Genomic DNA, 17238 nt, shown 5'->3' on the forward strand with positions numbered 1-17238 from the left:
GCTGGCTGCTCTGTGGCCAGCCTAGAAATAACTACGCACCAATGCCCCGGATATCAGCGTCCACCCATCTGCCACCACGAAGAAGGCCAGCTTGAAGGGCAGTGACACAATGGCGGGCGGCACCATCATCATCCCCATCGACATCAGAATGGCCGCGACCACAAGGTCGATGATCAGGAACGGCAGAAAGACCAGAAAGCCGATCTGAAAGGCGCGTTCGACCTCGGACAACAGGAAAGACGGCACCAGCAGCGATAGGGGCGACGTGCCCGTCAAATCCACATTCGCGGTCTCTTCACGCAAGGTTGCCAGATGGGTGAAAGTGTCGGGATCAATGCGGTTGGCCATGAAAATGCGGAAGGGCTCGATCGCGGCGGTAAAGGCAGGTTCAAGCTCCATCCGCCCTTCGGAAAAGGGTTGCGCGCCCTTGACCCACGCCTCCATGAACACGGGCTCCATGATGAAATAGGTCAAAAACAGCGCCAGGCTGATAATCAGCATATTTGGGGGTGATTGCTGCAACCCGATGGCTTGTCTGAGGATCGACAGCACCGTCACAAGGAACGGAAAACAGGTCACCATGATCGCCAGCCCCGGCACGATGCTGAGCAATGTGACCAGGACGAAAATCTGGATCGTGCGCGTGGCCAGTGATCCGTCGTCGCCCAGCGAGATCGAGATATCCTGCGCCAGTCCCGCATCCCCGGACGCGATCCACATCACCCCGGCCAGCAGCCAGCACAGCCCTGACATCCACACACGCATTGGCGTTACAGCCCCGTCTTCAGATCAACGAGCTTGGTCAAACGCACAGCAATCTGTCCGTTGGGATCGCCTTCGACCTCTTGCAGTTCGCCCTGCGCGATTAGCCGGTCGCCCACGTAAAGATCCACCGGATCCTCGATGCGCTTGTCCAGCGCCAGCACATCGTCCTGCTTCAGGCTCAACAGCTCTTTCACCGTGGGGCGCGCCACGCCGACCGAGATCGTGACCTCGATCGGGACGCGCGCAAAGGGGCTTGCTTCGGTTTCATGTTCGGGTTTGGGGGTGGGGTCAGCCATGATCAAATGCCTTCTCGTTCACATGATAGAGCGCGCCAACTGCATCCGAGATGCGCGCCACGACGCCGGACAGATCCACGCTGCATTCGCTTTCGCCAGAGCGCAGATAGTTCTGCCCATCCGGCAGCGTATCTTTCTCGACTATCTTGAAAGGAACCGCGCCCGCCTCCTTCAGAAACGCCTCGAGCGTCGGGCGGCTTCCTGGCGACACCAGCACATCAATCGGCGTGTCGGCCATTTCGGCGGCCAAGGGCATCATCGCCTCGGCCACGATTGGACCGAGAGCGTCGTTGAGCGCGTTCGGAAGTACCGCTTCAAGCATCTGGGTCAAGAGCGGCTCGAGCGTGGACAGAACGTGGCTACGCGCTTCCTGATAGGTGAAGCCCAGATCCTCGAGATTGCGGGCAAATTCGGATTGAAGGCGCGCGTTTTCTTCAGTCATGGACTTCGTCGCGTCATCCCATCCGGACTTGTATCCGGTCTCGTACCCTTGAAGCCTGCGTGCCTCGAGCTGAATCTCGAAATCCGCGCGTGTCAGGGTGATTTGCGCACTGGCATCTGCATGACCGGGTGCATTCAATATGTCCCCGAAGTCTTCCAACGCATATCGCATGCTCATCCGGTCACCTCTTCATCTTCTTCCATCCATCCGCGCAGGATCTCGACGGTTTCCTCCTGACGTTCGGAGATGAGATTGCGCAAGCGCTGGACGGGGTCGATATCCGGATCGCCACCAGCGGCAATAACAGGCAGTCCGTTCTGCGGCGCGCTGTCTGTCACCAGCGCTGGCGGCAAGGTCTGTGCGGTTGCGGCATCCGCGACGCTGCCTGCATTATCGGTCAGCGCAAGACCGCCATCTGGTGCCCCCAACGACGGCAGATTACCAGCAGGTGCCACTGCGGGCAGTTGGGCCTGAGCACTTAGCATGGGGCGCAGAACAAACAGACCGAGGCCAAGGGTAACGATCGCAAGAATTGCAAGTTTGATCACCGACATGACGTCAATGCTTGCAGTGTTGAACAGGCCCGATCCGGGATCGCTTCCCACGGCGGGAACGGGCTCAAACTCCATAGTTTTCAGCGTAATGACATCCCCGCGCGCCTCGTTATATCCGATCGCTCCGGCCACCAGTTCGCGCAAGCTTTGCAGTTCTTCCTCAGGGCGCGGCGCCCATTCGACCGTCCCATCCTCGGCAGTTGTGCGAATCCCATCAACCAGAACCGCAACCGTCAGGCGTTTCACCGCCCCCGGGGCTTTCAGGATCTCACGCGTTGTCTCGGACACTTCGTAATTCACAAGCTCGCGGGTTTCCGATGTGTTCGAGGACGACGCCCCACCACCACTGGCGCCATCGCCATCAGGCAAGTTTGACGCAACACTGACCCCACCGGCCTCGCTGTCATTGGCCGCATTCGAGCTTTCCGTGGTGTCCGTCGACACGGCAACCCGACCTTCGGGGTCGAATCTGCGCTCGCGAATTTGCTCTTGTTCGGTCGCTGTTTCCAAGTTCAGCTCAACCACCGCATTGCCGAACCCGACGCGAGCCTCCAGCAGACGCTCGACATTCTGTTTCAAACGCTCCGCCTGATCGAGCGCAGCAGCCGTTCCGCCACTCGCAGGATCCTGCCCCCCCATCAGCCCGGCGCGGCTGTCGATCACCGATACGCTTTCAGGTGATAGGCCCGGCACTGCCGAGGCCACTAAAAACTTGAACGCCTTGATTTGTTGTGTGGGCAGTGTCCCGCTGGCTGTTGTCAGTGTTACGGATGCCGTGGGCTCGGTGCGCTGACGAAACTGTCGTGACGAGGTGTTTGCAATATGAACGCGTGCGTTGCGCACCATCGGGCTGGCAACGATCGTGCGCGCCAGTTCGCCTTCCTTCGCACGCCAATAGGCGGCATCAAACATCTGCGACGTGGTGCCAAAACCGCTGAGCCCATCCAGCAGTTCATACCCTTTGCCCGAGTTCGCCGGCAGCCCTTCGCTGGCCAAGGTCATTCGCAGTGCATCACGATGTGCCGCGTCCACGAAGATCGAATCGCCGCGGATTTCATAGGCGACATTGCGCCCTTCAAGGGCCTGCACGATCTCGCCCGCAGCGCCGCTTTCCAGCCCCGCGTAAAGCAGGGTCAACTGCGTGCGCGTCGCCATACGGGATAGGCCGATAATCGCTAAAAACATGGCCAAGGTCGCGGCGATCACAATAGCCCTTTTCCTTAGGTCCATCGCCCCCCAAACCAAGATCAACTGCTGCAAGACGTAACTCCTTATCCGAGCGGGCTTCTACCCCCGTCATGTCAATCCGTTTTCCCTGATCGGCCTTAATAATTGGTTAGTGCCCCTCGGTTTAAATCGCCGTAGTGAAATTGGATTCGAGGATCACATGTCAAACGCCGACATCACCGCCGAAGGTGTGGAAGAAGAGGCTCCGGCCAAGAAATCCAAGAAGGGGTTGGTCATCGGGTTGGTGGGCGCGCTTATGCTGGGCGGCGGCGGCTTCTATGCGACCTATGCTGGTTTGATCGGCGGGAAATCCTCACCAGAGGCAGAAGAAGAACACGTTGCAGACGTGCAGGAACTGCCTGCCGTCAGCTTTGTTGAGCTGGACCCGCTTGTGATTTCTCTTGGAACGAATGCACGCAATCGCCATCTGCGCTTCCGCGCGTCGCTTGAGGTCGAGCCGGCCTATGAAGAGGACGTAATCAAGCTCAAACCCCGCGTGGTCGATGTGTTGAATGCCTACTTGCGCGCGGTGGATACGGCCATGTTGGAAGACCCGCATTCACTGGTGAAGTTGCGCGCCCAAATGCTGCGCCGGATCCAATTGGTCACCGGTGAAGGGCGTGTGCGCAACCTTCTGATCCTCGAATTCATACTAAATTAGGGAGCAAGAGCATGGACTGGATTGCAGACATCATTCTTGGGCTTGGGGCTTTCGGGGCCGCTATTTATTGCCTGATTTTGTCGCGCCGCCTGAAGCGTTTCAATAACCTTCGGGATGGTATGGGCGGGGCTGTGGCCGTGCTGAGCGCACAGGTCGATGACATGACAAAAACGCTTGATCACGCGCAGTTGGCAGCAGGTCAAAGCGCGGCCGTTCTGACGGATTTGACCGAACGGGCCGAGGCCTCGGCCCGCAAATTGGAGCTGATGATGGCCAGCCTGCATGACTTGCCCGATCCAGCCGCTCAACAGCCTGCCGCCCCTCGTTCCGATACGCAGCGGGAAGCTGGTTTTTCGTCGGCACGACCCACGGATCCGGGACATAATCCAGACATTCCAGTCTTCTTGCGCCATGGCTTTATGGAGGCCGCGGAATGAGCACGTCACCCACCAAGAACACCAAACCACGCGGGCGTTTTCGCACACGTGGGATCCTCCTGCTGTTTGCCGCTGCCCTGGCGACGTCTGGCATCTTGCGACTGGCCCCGGCGACAGCGGCCTTCGCCGAGGACTTGTCCGACCTGCTGTCTGGCACGTCAGCAGAAAAAGACGGTGGCATGCCCGTTCCGAAGCCCCAGGATGTCGCGATTGTGCTCGCCACGCTGCAGGAGCGCGAGGCCGTTCTTGACGAGCGTGAGCACAAGCTCGCCCAACGGCTTGAGGCGCTCAGCCTTGCTGAGGATCGGGTAAGCACGAAGTTGCAGGAATTGACCAAGGCCGAAGAAACGCTTGCTGCGACCATGGCAATCGCCAAAACGGCTGCCGCCGATGACCTGTCGCACTTGACGACACTGTATGAGAACATGAAGCCTAAGCAGGCGATCCCACTGTTCGAAGCAATGGACCCCGAGTTTGCCGCAGGCTTCATCGCCCAAATGAAACCAGCGAACGCCGCGCAAATTATGGCCGGTCTGGATCCTCAGATTTCGTACGCCATAAGCGTTGTGTTGGCCGGGCGAAATGCCGCGGCCCCAACACGGTAAGCCAATAATCAGAAATTAACCCGCCCGTGCGATGACAGGGGTGTCCAGGCTTGAACTAGCAAAGGTGTGTCATGATTGGTTTCGTTGGTATTGCGCTGATTTTCGTCATGGTTTTCGGCGGTTACCTTGCCGCAGGTGGCAAGATGGGGATCATCCTGAAATCACTTCCGTTCGAATTTACCATGATCGGCGGCGCGGCTGCGGGCGCGTTTGTGATCTCGAACGACATGGCGTCCATCAAACACACGATCAAAGATGTAAAGAAGGTGTTCAAGGGGCCGAAATGGAAGCCCGAAGATTACCGTGACCTGCTGTGTCTACTGTTCGAGCTGATCCGTCAGGCGCGCCAGAATGCCGTCGCGCTTGAAGAACATATCGAAGCCCCAGAAGACAGCCCGATCTTCCAACGCTATCCCAATATTCTTGCCGATCGGGAAGCGATCGAACTGATCTGCGACACATTGCGATCTGCCTCCATGAACTATGACGACCCCCATCAGGTGGAAGAGGTCTTGGAAAAGCGGATGGAGGCCAATCTGCACCACGCCCTGCATTCCAGCCATGCCCTACAATCCATGGCCGACGGCCTACCCGCGCTTGGCATTGTGGCCGCGGTTCTGGGCGTGATTAAAACCATGGGCTCCATCGACCAACCGCCTGAAATTCTGGGAAAGATGATCGGTGGCGCGCTGGTCGGAACGTTCCTGGGGGTATTTCTGGCCTATGGGCTTGTCGGGCCCTTCTCGGCCAAGGTAAAATCGGTGACCGAGGAAGAAGCGCACTTTTATCAGCTTATTCGCGAAGTTCTGGTCGCCAATCTATACAACCATTCGGTCAATATCTGCATTGAAGTCGGGCGCCAGAATACACCTGGAACACACCGCCCTAGCTTCACCGATCTTGAAGAAGCCTTGAAAGAGATCAAGAAAGCAGCGGCGTGAAGATTTGGGGCTCATATGTGGCATCCATCTGCTTGATGGCTTTGCCAGCGCAGGCTCGAGACATCACCGTCCGCTCCGGAGAACATGACGGGTTCACGCGTCTGGTGTTCTATACACAGCCCAGTGACACGGTCGAAATCACCAACTCACATGAAGGGTATCTGCTGACCCTGTCATCCGGCGTCACTGGGTTTGACATATCGCGTGCATTTGATCTGATAGATCGCTCCCGGGTAGGCGATCTTGTTTCTGCCGGCAACGGCAAGCTCACCATCAAGCAGGCATGCGACTGCCATCTAAAAGAAATTCGATTGCCGTCCGGTGAACTGGTGATCGATATCGCCGATGGCCCCGGCCCAACTGGTTTGCGTGACGCATCACCTGGACCGACCTCCCTGCCGCTAGTCATCAGTATTGAACAACGTCGGGCGAGCCTTCCTCTTTTCACCCCGATGGTCGAACAAAGCGTGTTGGCCGACATGAAAGAAGAAGGCGTGGATAAGTCGACCGTTGAAATATCTGACTTGGCCGACGAAACGCCAAAAGTGGACAGACAGGCGCTTCTTACGCAACTTTCGCGCGCAGCGTCTCAAGGACTAATTGATGCGAACATATCGCCACCGGACATCTCGCCGATCGTGGCACCAAAGGAAGCGGAAGAAACGTCACAGGTACCGCCACCGATTACCCGCGCGCCAGAACAACATGTCCGGATGCAAGCCGCTGTCGAGCAAGCGCGCACAGATGGTTCACGCTCAGACAGCCATACTGGTACAAGCCATGCCTGCCTTCCAGACGAACAATTCGATATCGCGCGCTGGGGGACTTACGCGCCGGAAAATGATGCACCGGTATTTGAAACGTCCAGCTATCTGGGCGAGTTTGATCGCCCGGACAAAGACCGTCTTGTGGCGCATATACGACAGAATATCTATATGACATTTGGGCTCGAGGCGTTGCAGTTACTAGACAATTACGGCGCCAATCTTGGCGACGGCACCGTCCTTCATATGATGGCTGAAGTTGTAGAGTACGGAGAGGCCAAGTCTCATGCGGACTGGGCGTCACAATTGACCTGCAATACGCGCGGCGCCTTGTGGGCAACACTGGCGCAACCAACTTTGAAAGGGCGCGTTGACACAAATGCTGTTCTTCGAAGTTTCTCCGAGCTCCCACCACATCTGCGCACACATCTCGGACCCGCTCTTGCCAGGAAGTTTCTGAACTCCGCGCGTGTCGAAGTCGCGATTGAGATCCGTAACATCGCCGCGCGATCTGGTCGCCCGCCGACGGGCGAAGAGGCGATCTTGGATATCAAAATCAACCTTGCGAATGGCCAAACAGACGAGGCCGAGCAAGAGCTTACCGACACAATCCAAACTGCGCTCACGCAAACTAGGCCTACGATCTCTGCGCTCATCGAAAGCAAGCTGCACAATGACACTGGCATCTCGGACAACGAATTGTCTTTGCTTGCGACCGTTGCATTCGAACACAAGGGAAGCGAGGAAGGCGACGCGTTGCAGCGGCTTCAGATACGTGCGCTGTTGCACATGGGCCGTTTCGCGTCAGCATTCGAGATGATCGACGGAATGACCAACCAAGACAGCCTTCTAGAGGATGCTGGCCGATATCTGGTGACGCTTGGCTCAGACCCGGAATTCTTGACCTACAGTTTGACACGAAGCGACTGGGGGCGTGTTTCATCTGCCGTTAGACTCCAAATGGCAGAGCGCCAGAGCGCTTTGGGGTTTCACGAACAGGCGCGAAAGCATGTCTTGTCTGGTGATGAGACACCCAGCAGACCCGAGCGCGAATTTCTCGCAGAACTGGCTCTTCTGCAGAGCAAACCAAAGGTCGCACTCGGATATCTTGCAGGTCTTAGCAGTAGCAATGCCAATCTCTTGCGTGAAAAAGCCAATGCTCTGAGCACAACCCCGGTCGCCGATACGAGCCACAAGCAGGCCACAAGCAACTCATTGGATATCTTGAGCGGCCTGCACACAGCAGAGCATCCAATCCCTGAACCTGTTCAGGCGGTTCTCGCGTCAGAACCATCTGTATCAGCCGTCAACATCGAAACCGACTTGAATACCTATCAGGGGATCCTGGACAGCAGCACCAAAACGCGTGCCGCGTTGAACGAACTTCTGGATATTATTCCAGCCATCGATGACAGCAGGTAACTGATCGTTAAGCGTAGCCTTCTAAGCTGATCCGGAAATCAGCAGCAAGAATTGCGCAACAATGAACATACTTGGCACCTCTCAATACAGACGCGATCTGGCTCCGTCCGTTCAAGCATTAATGAAGCGGCAATCTCGTTCGTTAAAACGCGCGTTTTCCGGCCCAGCGCAGTCTGTCAACTTTTGCTGTTGACGACGATGAAAAGCGTTCAAGGCGTCTTTCGTCCGACCATTTTGCTGGCCCTGGCCTTGATGGCCATTATCGTGATGATGATCCTGCCCATGCCTGCATGGGTACTGGATCTGGGTCTTGCAGCTTCATTCGCTCTGGCAATTCTGATGTTCACGGTCACGCTGTTCATCGAGCGACCATTGGATTTCTCGGCCTTTCCGACTGTGCTTCTTGCATCCTTGATGCTCAGACTGTCACTGAACGTCTCCTCTACCAAACTCATCATTGGAAATGGGCACACGGGCACCTCGGCAGCGGGGAGCGTCATCGAAGGATTTGCCAGCTTTGTTATGGGGGGCAGTATCCTGCTGGGATTGGTTGTCTTCTGCGTGCTTTTGATCGTCAATTTTGTCGTCATAACCAAAGGCGCCACTCGCATGGCCGAAGTCGGCGCCCGCTTTGCGTTGGACGGCATGCCCGGCAAACAGCTTGCCATCGACAGCGACATGTCTGCAGGTGCGATCGACCACGCCGAAGCAAAAGCACGGCGCGAGCGGGAGCAGGCAGAAACAACATTCTTCGGATCCCTTGATGGTGCCTCAAAGTTCGTAAAAGGAGATGCCGTCGCGGGGCTGTTGATCACTTTCCTGAACTTGGTCATGGGATTGATCATTGGCGTTGTGATCCACGGGATGGACCTGTCTTCCGCATTCCAGACCTACGCCATCCTGACCGTCGGAGACGGGCTGGTCACACAAATCCCGGCCGTAATCATCTCGATCGCATCGGCATTGTTGCTGGCGCGAGGTGGAACCTCGGGGTCGACCGATCTGGCCTTGTTCTCGCAATTCGGAAAGCACCCTTCGGCCCTTGCAACAGTAGCTTTCCTGATGGGCCTCTTTGGACTGGTTCCCGGCTTACCGTTTGTGCCGTTCATCTTAGGCGCGATCACCTTAGGAACCGCATCTTGGTGGGACGCGAAACAACAAGAAGCGGCGAACAATACAGAAGCTCAGAAGCTGCAAGAAAACACCCCGGACCTGCCTGAGGAAAGCATTGGCGACATCCTTGATCTGGACGACATTCATGTGGAGTTCGCGCCGGATCTTGTCGCAATGGTTCTGGATCCCGCCACGGGCCTGGACGCCCGAATTTCCAGCATACGCAACCACACGGCCAGCGCGTTTGGACTGATTCTGCCCGAAATCCGACTGACCGACAACGGGTCGCTTCCCGTGGGAACCTACACGATAAAAATTCAGGGGGTTGAACAAGCACGCAATCGCCTGATCCCTGACAAGGCGCTGATCATCCTCAGCGGCGATGACACCCTCTTGCCCGAAGGCGAAGATGTGTTGGAACCCGTCTACCAAGCACCCGCGCGCTGGATTGCCGATGGCGATCAAGAGCAGGCCGCGCTGGCCGGGTGTGCCGTGGTCTCGCCCACCGAAGTTTTGGCCACCCACCTTCTGGAAGTGATGAAGCAGAACTTCCCACGCCTGCTTGGTCTAAAGGCGCTGCGCCGGTTGCTGGACGAGTTCGTGAACCTCACGGATCCCGCACGGGCTGAAGCCAATCGCCGCCTGCTGGATGAACTGGTGCCGGACAAAGTCCCCCTTGATCTGCTTCATTCGGTTTTGCGCCTCTTGCTGGAAGAGCGGGTGTCCATCCGCAATCTTCCGGTCATCTTGGAAAGCGTGGCCGAAGCGCGCCCGGTTTTCGGCACACCCGAGGCCATCTGCGATCACGTACGCCAGCGGCTGAATTTCCAGCTTCTGGCCGAGCTGAAGCGCGAAGATGGCACCATCCCGCTGGTGCAGCTTGCCCCAGAATGGGAGGCCTGCTTTCAGTCCCATCAACTTGACCCGGACAGGGGCGAAGTCGCCCTGCCCCCGGAAGAATTCAATCGCTTGGCCAACGCAGTCGCCGACAAGATCGCACGGGCGGGTGAAACCGGGATCTATCCCGCCGTCGTCACCTCGTCCCGCCGTCGTCGGTTCTTGCGCACGGTCCTGTCCGCCAAGGGGATCGCAAATCCCGTCTTGTCGTTCGAAGAAATCGGGACCGAGGCCCGCCCGTCGCTGGTCGGGTTGGTGCCCGCATGAACGATCAACTCGCCCAGATCATGGCCCAGTCTCAGGCGTTCTTCATTCTGGGCTTTGTCGTGTTTTTACGCGTGGGCGCTGCGATGGCATTGTTGCCTGCATTTGGCGAAACTATGGTACCCGTGCGGGTGCGTCTGTTTCTGGGGTTTGCCTTTACCGTGATCGTCACGCCCGCCGTGGCAAACACCGTCACCCCCTCGGTCGAGCAGCTTGGTTCGCCGATCTACTTAATGAGCGAACCGATTGTCGGTCTTGGGTTCGGGATCATCCTGCGCCTGGCAATCATGACATTGCAAATTACGGGCAGCATCGCAGCGCAATCAACGTCGCTTGCGCAATTGATGGGCGGCAACAACTCGGATCCGCAACCTGCCATCGGGCATGTCCTGACGATCTCGGGTCTGGCATTGGCGGCCATGTTGGGACTGCACGTGCGGATCGTTGAGGGGTTTATCCTGTCTTATCAGGTTTTTCCTGTTGGGGCTCTGCCCGATCCTCTGGGTTTTTCAGACTGGGGCATCACGCATGTCGCTCGCAGCTTCGGCTTCGCGTTTGCGCTGGCAGCACCCTTCGTCATCGTCTCGCTGCTCTATAATGTCGCCCTCGGCGTCATCAACCGCGCGATGCCGCAATTGATGGTCGCCTTTGTCGGTGCCCCCGCCATTACGGCGGGCGGCCTGATCCTTCTAGCCCTGACAACACCCGTACTGCTGCCCATCAGGCAGCGCGCATTTGAGGCGTTGTTGCTGAACCCATTCGGAGGCTGGTGATGGCCGGCGAAGACGACGACAGCAAGCAACACGAACCAACCCAAAAGAAACTGGATGACGCCCGAAAACGTGGCGAGGTTGCAAGGTCCTCGGATCTGAACACCGCAATGTCCTATCTGGTCCTGTTGCTCTTGGCGTCTGCGGTCGGGGCGTCCACGATGACCGGGCTGGGGGGCGTGTTTGCAGCGATGCTGGAACGCTCGGACCAGCTTGCGCAAAACGCGTTTCAAGGCAGCGGGGGGCCTGTTCTAGCGCACGCCGTCACGTCGATTGTATGGCACCTAACCCCGTGGTTGCTGATGCCGATGGTGGCCGTGCTGGCTTTGACGGTGGTGACGCGCAGTTTCGTGGTCTCACCCGAAAAGCTGATACCCAAGCTGAACCGGATTTCTCCGCTGTCCAACGCCAAAAACAAGTTCGGCCGATCAGGGCTGTTTGAGTTCTTCAAAAGCTTTGTGAAACTGTCGATATACAGCATCATTCTGGGTATTTTCATCTGGATCAACCTGCCCGAGATGCTGGCGGCTCTTGCCCTGAATCCCGGCATGGTGACGGTGCTGTTGCTGGAGCTCTCGATCGAGTTCTTTGCCATCGTCCTACTGGTGGCGCTGGTCATCGGCGGGATCGATTTCATGTGGCAAAAGCAAGAACATCTGCGCAAAAATCGCATGTCTCACAAAGAGCTGATGGACGAGATCAAGCAAAACGAAGGCGACCCGCATATGAAAGGCCAGCGGCGCCAGAAAGCCTATGACATTGCGACGAACCAGATGCTGCAAGATGTACCGGATGCCGATGTGATCGTCGTGAACCCGACCCACTATGCGGTGGCCTTGAAATGGTCGCGCCTTCCCGGCGAAGCCCCGATCTGTGTCGCCAAGGGTGTTGACGAAATCGCCGCCCGCATCCGCGAGGTTGCATCAGAGAACGGCATCCCGATACATCGCGATCCCCCCACCGCGCGCGCCCTGCACGCCACGGTCGAAATCGGCAGCGAAGTGCCGCCGGATCAGTATCAAGCGGTCGCCGCCGCGATCCGGTTTGCTGAAAACATGCGCCAGCGCGCCAAGAATTCGCTGAGGCGCTGATATGGCAGACCCGCTTTCTCAACTTGCCGACGTGACAGCCCTGCAACTGGACCGCGCCATGTCAGAGCTTTCGGATACAGCCGCAAAGATCGCGACGCTCAAACGTCAGATCGCGGAGCTGAGAACACGCCTGAATCAGCTGCCCGGACTTGACGCCGAGACGGGCCAGAATCCCGCCCTGTCCAGCGGGCATTTCGACCAATGGCAAAAGCAGGCGCGGACCCGACTAGGGCAGCTAAATACTCTGCTGGCACAAGCCCGTGCCGAACATGAAGAGCGGATGGTGGACACTCAGCTTGCCTTTGGGCGAAACGCCGCCTTAAATGCCATTCGCGCAAAAAGGACAGCGGATGTACGCGACATGCAGCGCAGGCGCGTGGAACACCAATAAAACCACGCCAAAACCGCATAATTCCCTTTTCAACTGACCCGATCCGGTCTATAGGCACGGCTTCACTGCGGGGCTTACACCCTTGGAGGATTCCCGCACCTATTTGATATGGAGAAAACCAATGGCACGTGAGATTCCGAATCTTGAAGCCACGGTACGTACGGGGACAGGCAAGGGGGCCGCTCGTCAAGCTCGCCGCGAAGGCCAGGTACCGGGTATCGTATATGGTGGTGGCGCTGACCCGCTGGCCATCAACATCCCCTTCAACGAGCTGTTCAAAAAGCTGAAGGCCGGTCGTTTCTTGTCGACCCTGTGGAACCTGAAGATCGACGGTCAGGAAGATGTCCGCGTGATCTGCCGCAACGTACAGCGTGACGTTGTAAAAGATCTGCCGACCCACCTGGACCTGATGCGCCTGCGCCGCACCAGCCGGATCAGCCTGTTCATTCACGTTGAGTTCGTGAACGAAGAAGAAGCCCCCGGCCTGAAGCGCGGTGGCGTTCTGACCATCGTACGTCCGGAAGTCGAACTGAACGTTCTGGCTGGCGAAATCCCCGAGCAGATCGTTGTTGATCTGGCTGGCAAAGACGTCGGCGACGTCATCCACATCTCGGATGTGACCCTGCCGTCGGGCGCCAAGCCCACCGTTGAGCGTGACTTCGTCATCGCCAACATCTCGGCACCCAGCTCGCTGCGTTCGTCGGATAGCGAAGAAGCTGGTGAAGAAGCTGGTGAAGAAGCCGCTGCAGAAGAATAAGCATCGCCTGAAAAGGTATTGCGAAACGGGATCCTTCGGGGTCCCGTTTTTTTGTGTCAGCTGGGTGGAGGATCCAGCCGCTTGAATACCATGACACTGCCGCGTGTCCCCCACGGCATCAACCCAAACCCGTTGGCGAACATGTCGCTGATCAGCTGGCGCAGGCCACGCATCCCATACCGATTGGGATGGACCTCCATGATCACGATGCGCACTTCCGGCCGCCAGGCTTCGCGCGCCAAATCAAGCTCGGCCCCCTCGATATCCATCGAAATGACGGTGGGCTTCACGCGCTCTTGAAGGTCTGAGAACTTCAGCGCCGGAACGGTTATCAGTTTCGAGGCTTTTCTCTTTTCGCCTTCGTCCTCCAAGATAGACGAGGCCCAGAACCCAGGCAGCACTTCGAAGCTAATCGTGTCGTCTGCGTGCGCGCCAGATACAACCGCGCCATGGATGATCCGCAATGCATCAAACCCATTCTTCTTGGCGTTGTCGCCGATCGCCTTTAGCATCGCCGGGCTGGCCTCGACCGTCGTGACGTTCTCGGCCCCGGCAAGTCGGGCGGCCTGAAGCGCTACATAGCCTGCCCCACCCCCAAGATCCAAAACTCGATCCGTGTCTGTCACATGGTGCTTGGTCGCCGTGGTTTCATTTCCTTCGTACCGGCCGTTGACGATCGCGTTCTCGATATTATCGTTCATGCATTTGCGCGGGATCTTCAGAACCAAACCATCCAGTTTGAATTGCGGCATGCTGCTCTCCTTGGATGGCCGGGATGTGTTGGTGTTTGCCACGCAAGTTCAGGCCAAGTAGATTACCAAAAATGATAATTTCGGGTTCAGGTCCCGATGTCCAGAAGGAATGATGGCACATGAAATTGTTTGTCGGGCTGGGTAATCCGGGAGCAAAATACGCGGGCAACCGGCACAATATCGGCTTCATGGCGGTTGAACGCATTGCCGAGGATCACCGCTTTGCTCCGTGGCGCGGCAAGTTTCAGGGCAGCGTCAGCGAAGGCAAACTGGGATCCGAGAAGGTCATCCTGCTGCGCCCCGAGACCTTCATGAACCTGTCCGGCCAATCCGTGGGCGAGGCGATGCGGTTCTACAAGCTGACACCAGACGACGTAATCGTGTTCCATGATGAGCTGGATCTGGCCCCCGGAAAGTGCCGTGTCAAAACCGGCGGCGGTCACGCGGGCCACAATGGGCTGCGCTCGATCCACGCGCATATCGGGGCGGATTATCACAGGGTCCGCATGGGCATCGGCCATCCCGGCAACAAAGCAGCAGTGGCGGGCTTTGTGCTGCGGGATTTTGCAAAAGCGGATCAGGAGTGGCTGGACGATGTGTTGCGCGGCTGTGCGGACGGGGCAGCAGATCTGGCGGCAGGCGACAATGGTAAATTCATGAACGCGATTGGGCGGCGTGTGAATCCGCCCCGGTCCTCGGGCGGATCCGCGCCAGACACCGCTGCCAAGTCCAAGAAGAAAGAGCCACCACAGCCCCGGCCAAAACCCACACCAGAAGCCAATACGGACGACGCACGCAGCCCGCTGCAGAAGCTGATGGACAAGTTCTCATGACCCTGCGCGAAGCATTCGAGGTACAGGCAGACAACAACGCGCGACTGGACAGCCCGTTCACAGCGCGCGTGTTACGCATCGCGGGCGCGTCGCTGCAACCGGGCACGCCCCTGACTGATCGCATGTTCGCGTGGGAGGGAAATGTCGGCGCGTTCGGCCAGTCCCTGCCCCTGCGCTTTCTGGCGGGGCTGCATGCGCTGGTTCTGACCGGAGACTGCCCCGCGCTGGTGGCCATTTATCCGCCAAACTCCACCCCAAGCGATGACCAGATCACCAAGGCCCTTCAGGTCGCGATCACGGAACACGCGGACACACTGGACCGCTGGCTCGATCTGCCCCCCCAAACCAACGAGGTGCGCCGCGCTGCGGTGATGGTAGCCGCCGGGCATTGGCTGGCCGACCAGTACAAACTGCCGATGCAGGTTTTGGAACTAGGGGCGAGCGCGGGTTTGAACCTGATGTGGGATCAGTTTGCGCTTCAGGTGGACGAAACTCGGCTGGGTCCAGAAGACGCACCGGTTCTTCTGACGCCCGAGTGGCGCGGTGACATGCCCTCGAGCACCCTGCCCCAAGTGCAATTCCGGCGCGGGGTCGATCTGATGCCGATGGACATCACGGACCCGGGCGACCTGCTGCGTATGTCATCCTATCTGTGGGCCGACCAGCCCGAGCGGCTAGAGCGCAGCCGGGCTGCGGCCTCGATCTTTGCTGCGACAGTGGATCAGGGCGACGCCGCCGCATGGCTGGAGGCGCAGCTAGAAAACGTCGCACCGGAGCATCTGACCCTGATCTATCATACTATCGCGTGGCAGTACTTCCCGGCCGAGACCCAAAACCGCTGCTTGGCGGCCATCGAAGCCGCCGCACAGCGCGGGCCCATCGCGCACCTGTCGATGGAGGCCGATGACCGCCAAGGTGAAGGCGCGGCCATCACACTGACCCTTTGGCCCGAGGGGCGGAAGTTGACGCTTGGTCGTGTAGATTTTCATGGACGCTGGGTGGATTGGTCGGCACCTTGATCTTCAAATATTCGGAGATCCCATGCGTACCGTCCTAAAATTCCTTACCCGCGCCGTCCTTGTCCTGATCGTGCTTCTGGTCCTCGTAGGGTTTTGGAAACGCGAGCAAATCACGCGACTTCTGGCCGTGAACTCTCTGTTCTCGGAAGAGAAGATCGTGGGCAACTTTTCCAACATGGACAGCGCCTTTCTGACGCGCGGCATGTCGCGCGGGGATGGGCCGGTGACCCCGCTGCCGACTGGGAAAAGCTGGGCGCCGGATGCGGCGGTGAACACATGGATCAAGGATCGCGCGGTCACTGGGATGGTGGCGCTGAAGGACGGGCAGCTGCGCCATGAAAGTTACTACCTTGGCACCGGGCCACAAGATCGTCGGATCAGTTGGTCGATGGCGAAAAGCTATCTTTCGGCGCTGGTGGGAATCGTGCTGGAACAAGGCGCCATCGCATCCTTGGACGATCCGGTGGTGCAATATGCGCCCGAGCTGAAAGGCAGCGCCTATGATGGGGCGAGCATTCGCAACGTGCTGAACATGGCCTCGGGCGTGGTGTTTGACGAGGACTATTTAGACTTCAATTCGGACATCAACCGCATGGGCCGTGTGCTGGCGCTGGGACGGTCGATGGATCAGTTTGCAGCGGGACTTGAGGATAGCTTCGCGCCTGCGGGTGAGACTTGGCAATATGTCTCGATCGACACGCATGTGATTGGCATGATCGTGCGTGGTGCCACCGGGCGCAGCATTCCCGACCTGCTTCAGGAACACGTCATCGCCCTGATGGGGCTTGAGGCAGACCCCTATTACCTGACCGACGGCTATGGCGTGGCCTTCGTGCTGGGCGGGCTGAACCTGACCACCCGTGACTATGCCCGCTTTGGCGAGATGTTCCGGAAGGACGGCATGTGGAACGGTCAGCAGATCGTGCCTGCAGACTGGATTGCGGCGTCAACCCGGCCCTCGGCCCCGACTACCCCCGGCAAAGAGCAATACGGCTATCAGTGGTGGATGGCCCCGGACGCGACCGAAGGCGAGTACTACGCACGCGGCATCTATGGCCAGTACATCTATATCGACAAGGCGCGCGGCGTGGTGATTGCGCTGAACAGCGCGGATCGCGGGTTTCGGGGCGAAGGCGTCAACGCAACGAACATCGACATGTTCCGGCGCATTGCGGCAAGCCTTTAGGCCAAACGGAAACGGGCCGCCCTATCAGGACGGCCCGGTATTCGTTTGGGA

18 protein-coding genes are annotated in these 17238 nt (G+C 58.2%); 13 read left to right on the top strand and 5 right to left on the bottom strand.

Annotation, left to right across the window (positions count from 1 at the left end):
• Positions 1–21: 21 nt before the first annotated feature.
• From fliP to fliF, 4 genes are read right to left on the bottom strand one after another with little or no spacing between them, the layout of a single operon-like run.
• The gene (gene fliP, locus MWU53_RS14595) at positions 22–720 is read right to left on the bottom strand and encodes a flagellar type III secretion system pore protein FliP (RefSeq protein WP_247094443.1); all 699 of its coding nucleotides are present in this window, start codon (positions 718–720) and stop codon (positions 22–24) included.
• Positions 721–770: 50 nt separating this feature from the next.
• Complete coding sequence (locus tag MWU53_RS14600) at positions 771–1061, bottom strand: FliM/FliN family flagellar motor C-terminal domain-containing protein (RefSeq protein ID WP_247094383.1); 291 nt, start codon at positions 1059–1061, stop codon at positions 771–773.
• Complete coding sequence (locus tag MWU53_RS14605) at positions 1054–1680, bottom strand: flagellar biosynthesis protein (RefSeq protein WP_247094384.1); 627 nt, start codon at positions 1678–1680, stop codon at positions 1054–1056. Before MWU53_RS14605 ends, MWU53_RS14600 begins: the two co-directional genes overlap by 8 nt.
• Positions 1677–3317 carry a flagellar basal-body MS-ring/collar protein FliF gene (gene fliF / locus MWU53_RS14610; RefSeq protein ID WP_247094385.1) on the bottom strand — a complete coding sequence of 547 codons (1641 nt, stop codon included), beginning with the start codon at positions 3315–3317 and terminating at the stop codon, positions 1677–1679. Before fliF ends, MWU53_RS14605 begins: the two co-directional genes overlap by 4 nt.
• A gap of 127 nt (positions 3318–3444) precedes the next feature.
• Here fliF and MWU53_RS14615 point away from each other — a divergent pair, with 127 nt between their 5' ends.
• The 10 genes from MWU53_RS14615 to MWU53_RS14660 all read left to right on the top strand — a co-directional run bounded on the left by MWU53_RS14615 (position 3445) and on the right by MWU53_RS14660 (position 13397).
• Positions 3445–3945, top strand: coding sequence for a flagellar basal body-associated FliL family protein (locus MWU53_RS14615; protein WP_247094386.1), 501 nt, complete (start codon positions 3445–3447; stop codon positions 3943–3945).
• 11 nt (positions 3946–3956) lie between these two features.
• Positions 3957–4382 carry a hypothetical protein gene (locus MWU53_RS14620; protein WP_247094387.1) on the top strand — a complete coding sequence of 142 codons (426 nt, stop codon included), beginning with the start codon at positions 3957–3959 and terminating at the stop codon, positions 4380–4382.
• Complete coding sequence (locus tag MWU53_RS14625; protein WP_247094388.1) at positions 4379–4987, top strand: hypothetical protein; 609 nt, start codon at positions 4379–4381, stop codon at positions 4985–4987. The genes MWU53_RS14620 and MWU53_RS14625 overlap by 4 nt, the downstream gene beginning before the upstream one ends.
• 71 nt (positions 4988–5058) lie before the next feature.
• Complete coding sequence (gene motA, locus MWU53_RS14630; RefSeq protein ID WP_247094389.1) at positions 5059–5928, top strand: flagellar motor stator protein MotA; 870 nt, start codon at positions 5059–5061, stop codon at positions 5926–5928.
• Positions 5925–8114, top strand: coding sequence for a hypothetical protein (locus MWU53_RS14635; protein ID WP_247094390.1), 2190 nt, complete (start codon positions 5925–5927; stop codon positions 8112–8114). The genes motA and MWU53_RS14635 overlap by 4 nt, the downstream gene beginning before the upstream one ends.
• Before the next feature lie 198 nt (positions 8115–8312).
• Entirely contained in the window at positions 8313–10391 is a 2079-nt protein-coding gene (flhA, locus tag MWU53_RS14640) for a flagellar biosynthesis protein FlhA (protein WP_247094391.1), read from the top strand.
• A complete protein-coding gene (locus tag MWU53_RS14645; protein WP_247094392.1) occupies positions 10388–11161 on the top strand; it encodes a flagellar biosynthetic protein FliR in 774 nt (257 codons plus the stop codon). Before flhA ends, MWU53_RS14645 begins: the two co-directional genes overlap by 4 nt.
• Positions 11161–12249 carry a flagellar type III secretion system protein FlhB gene (locus MWU53_RS14650; RefSeq protein ID WP_247094393.1) on the top strand — a complete coding sequence of 363 codons (1089 nt, stop codon included), beginning with the start codon at positions 11161–11163 and terminating at the stop codon, positions 12247–12249. Before MWU53_RS14645 ends, MWU53_RS14650 begins: the two co-directional genes overlap by 1 nt.
• 1 nt (position 12250) lies before the next feature.
• Complete coding sequence (locus tag MWU53_RS14655) at positions 12251–12640, top strand: hypothetical protein (protein WP_247094394.1); 390 nt, start codon at positions 12251–12253, stop codon at positions 12638–12640.
• A gap of 121 nt (positions 12641–12761) precedes the next feature.
• Complete coding sequence (locus MWU53_RS14660; RefSeq protein WP_247094395.1) at positions 12762–13397, top strand: 50S ribosomal protein L25/general stress protein Ctc; 636 nt, start codon at positions 12762–12764, stop codon at positions 13395–13397.
• Positions 13398–13453: 56 nt separating this feature from the next.
• Here MWU53_RS14660 and MWU53_RS14665 read toward each other — a convergent pair whose 3' ends face one another.
• Positions 13454–14149, bottom strand: a complete 696-nt coding sequence (locus MWU53_RS14665) for an FkbM family methyltransferase (protein ID WP_247094396.1) — start codon at positions 14147–14149, stop codon at positions 13454–13456.
• Between the two features lie 119 nt (positions 14150–14268).
• Between MWU53_RS14665 and pth the strand changes: the two genes are divergently transcribed.
• The 3 genes from pth to MWU53_RS14680 are packed head-to-tail and all read left to right on the top strand — an operon-like array spanning position 14269 to position 17187.
• The gene (gene pth / locus MWU53_RS14670; protein ID WP_247094397.1) at positions 14269–14982 is read left to right on the top strand and encodes an aminoacyl-tRNA hydrolase; all 714 of its coding nucleotides are present in this window, start codon (positions 14269–14271) and stop codon (positions 14980–14982) included.
• Positions 14979–16001, top strand: coding sequence for a DUF2332 domain-containing protein (locus MWU53_RS14675; RefSeq protein ID WP_247094398.1), 1023 nt, complete (start codon positions 14979–14981; stop codon positions 15999–16001). Before pth ends, MWU53_RS14675 begins: the two co-directional genes overlap by 4 nt.
• Positions 16002–16023: 22 nt before the next feature.
• Positions 16024–17187, top strand: coding sequence for a serine hydrolase (locus MWU53_RS14680; protein WP_247094399.1), 1164 nt, complete (start codon positions 16024–16026; stop codon positions 17185–17187).
• Positions 17188–17238: the final 51 nt, after the last annotated feature.

Origin of the sequence: Aliiroseovarius sp. S1123 (assembly GCF_023015885.1) — a bacterium.
Classification (GTDB): Bacteria; Pseudomonadota; Alphaproteobacteria; order Rhodobacterales; family Rhodobacteraceae; genus Aliiroseovarius.

Excerpts from the sequence above, each read along its gene's own strand:
- fliP (WP_247094443.1), bottom strand. The coding sequence starts at position 720 with ATGTGGATCGCGTCCGGGGATGCGGGACTGGCGCAGGATATCTCGATC.
- MWU53_RS14600 (WP_247094383.1), bottom strand. The coding sequence starts at position 1,061 with ATGGCTGACCCCACCCCCAAACCCGAACATGAAACCGAAGCAAGCCCC.
- MWU53_RS14605 (WP_247094384.1), bottom strand. The coding sequence starts at position 1,680 with ATGAGCATGCGATATGCGTTGGAAGACTTCGGGGACATATTGAATGCA.
- MWU53_RS14615 (WP_247094386.1), top strand. The coding sequence starts at position 3,445 with ATGTCAAACGCCGACATCACCGCCGAAGGTGTGGAAGAAGAGGCTCCG.
- MWU53_RS14620 (WP_247094387.1), top strand. The coding sequence starts at position 3,957 with ATGGACTGGATTGCAGACATCATTCTTGGGCTTGGGGCTTTCGGGGCC.
- MWU53_RS14625 (WP_247094388.1), top strand. The coding sequence starts at position 4,379 with ATGAGCACGTCACCCACCAAGAACACCAAACCACGCGGGCGTTTTCGC.
- motA (WP_247094389.1), top strand. The coding sequence starts at position 5,059 with ATGATTGGTTTCGTTGGTATTGCGCTGATTTTCGTCATGGTTTTCGGC.
- flhA (WP_247094391.1), top strand. The coding sequence starts at position 8,313 with ATGAAAAGCGTTCAAGGCGTCTTTCGTCCGACCATTTTGCTGGCCCTG.
- MWU53_RS14645 (WP_247094392.1), top strand. The coding sequence starts at position 10,388 with ATGAACGATCAACTCGCCCAGATCATGGCCCAGTCTCAGGCGTTCTTC.
- MWU53_RS14650 (WP_247094393.1), top strand. The coding sequence starts at position 11,161 with ATGGCCGGCGAAGACGACGACAGCAAGCAACACGAACCAACCCAAAAG.
- MWU53_RS14655 (WP_247094394.1), top strand. The coding sequence starts at position 12,251 with ATGGCAGACCCGCTTTCTCAACTTGCCGACGTGACAGCCCTGCAACTG.
- MWU53_RS14660 (WP_247094395.1), top strand. The coding sequence starts at position 12,762 with ATGGCACGTGAGATTCCGAATCTTGAAGCCACGGTACGTACGGGGACA.
- MWU53_RS14665 (WP_247094396.1), bottom strand. The coding sequence starts at position 14,149 with ATGCCGCAATTCAAACTGGATGGTTTGGTTCTGAAGATCCCGCGCAAA.
- pth (WP_247094397.1), top strand. The coding sequence starts at position 14,269 with ATGAAATTGTTTGTCGGGCTGGGTAATCCGGGAGCAAAATACGCGGGC.
- MWU53_RS14675 (WP_247094398.1), top strand. The coding sequence starts at position 14,979 with ATGACCCTGCGCGAAGCATTCGAGGTACAGGCAGACAACAACGCGCGA.
- MWU53_RS14680 (WP_247094399.1), top strand. The coding sequence starts at position 16,024 with ATGCGTACCGTCCTAAAATTCCTTACCCGCGCCGTCCTTGTCCTGATC.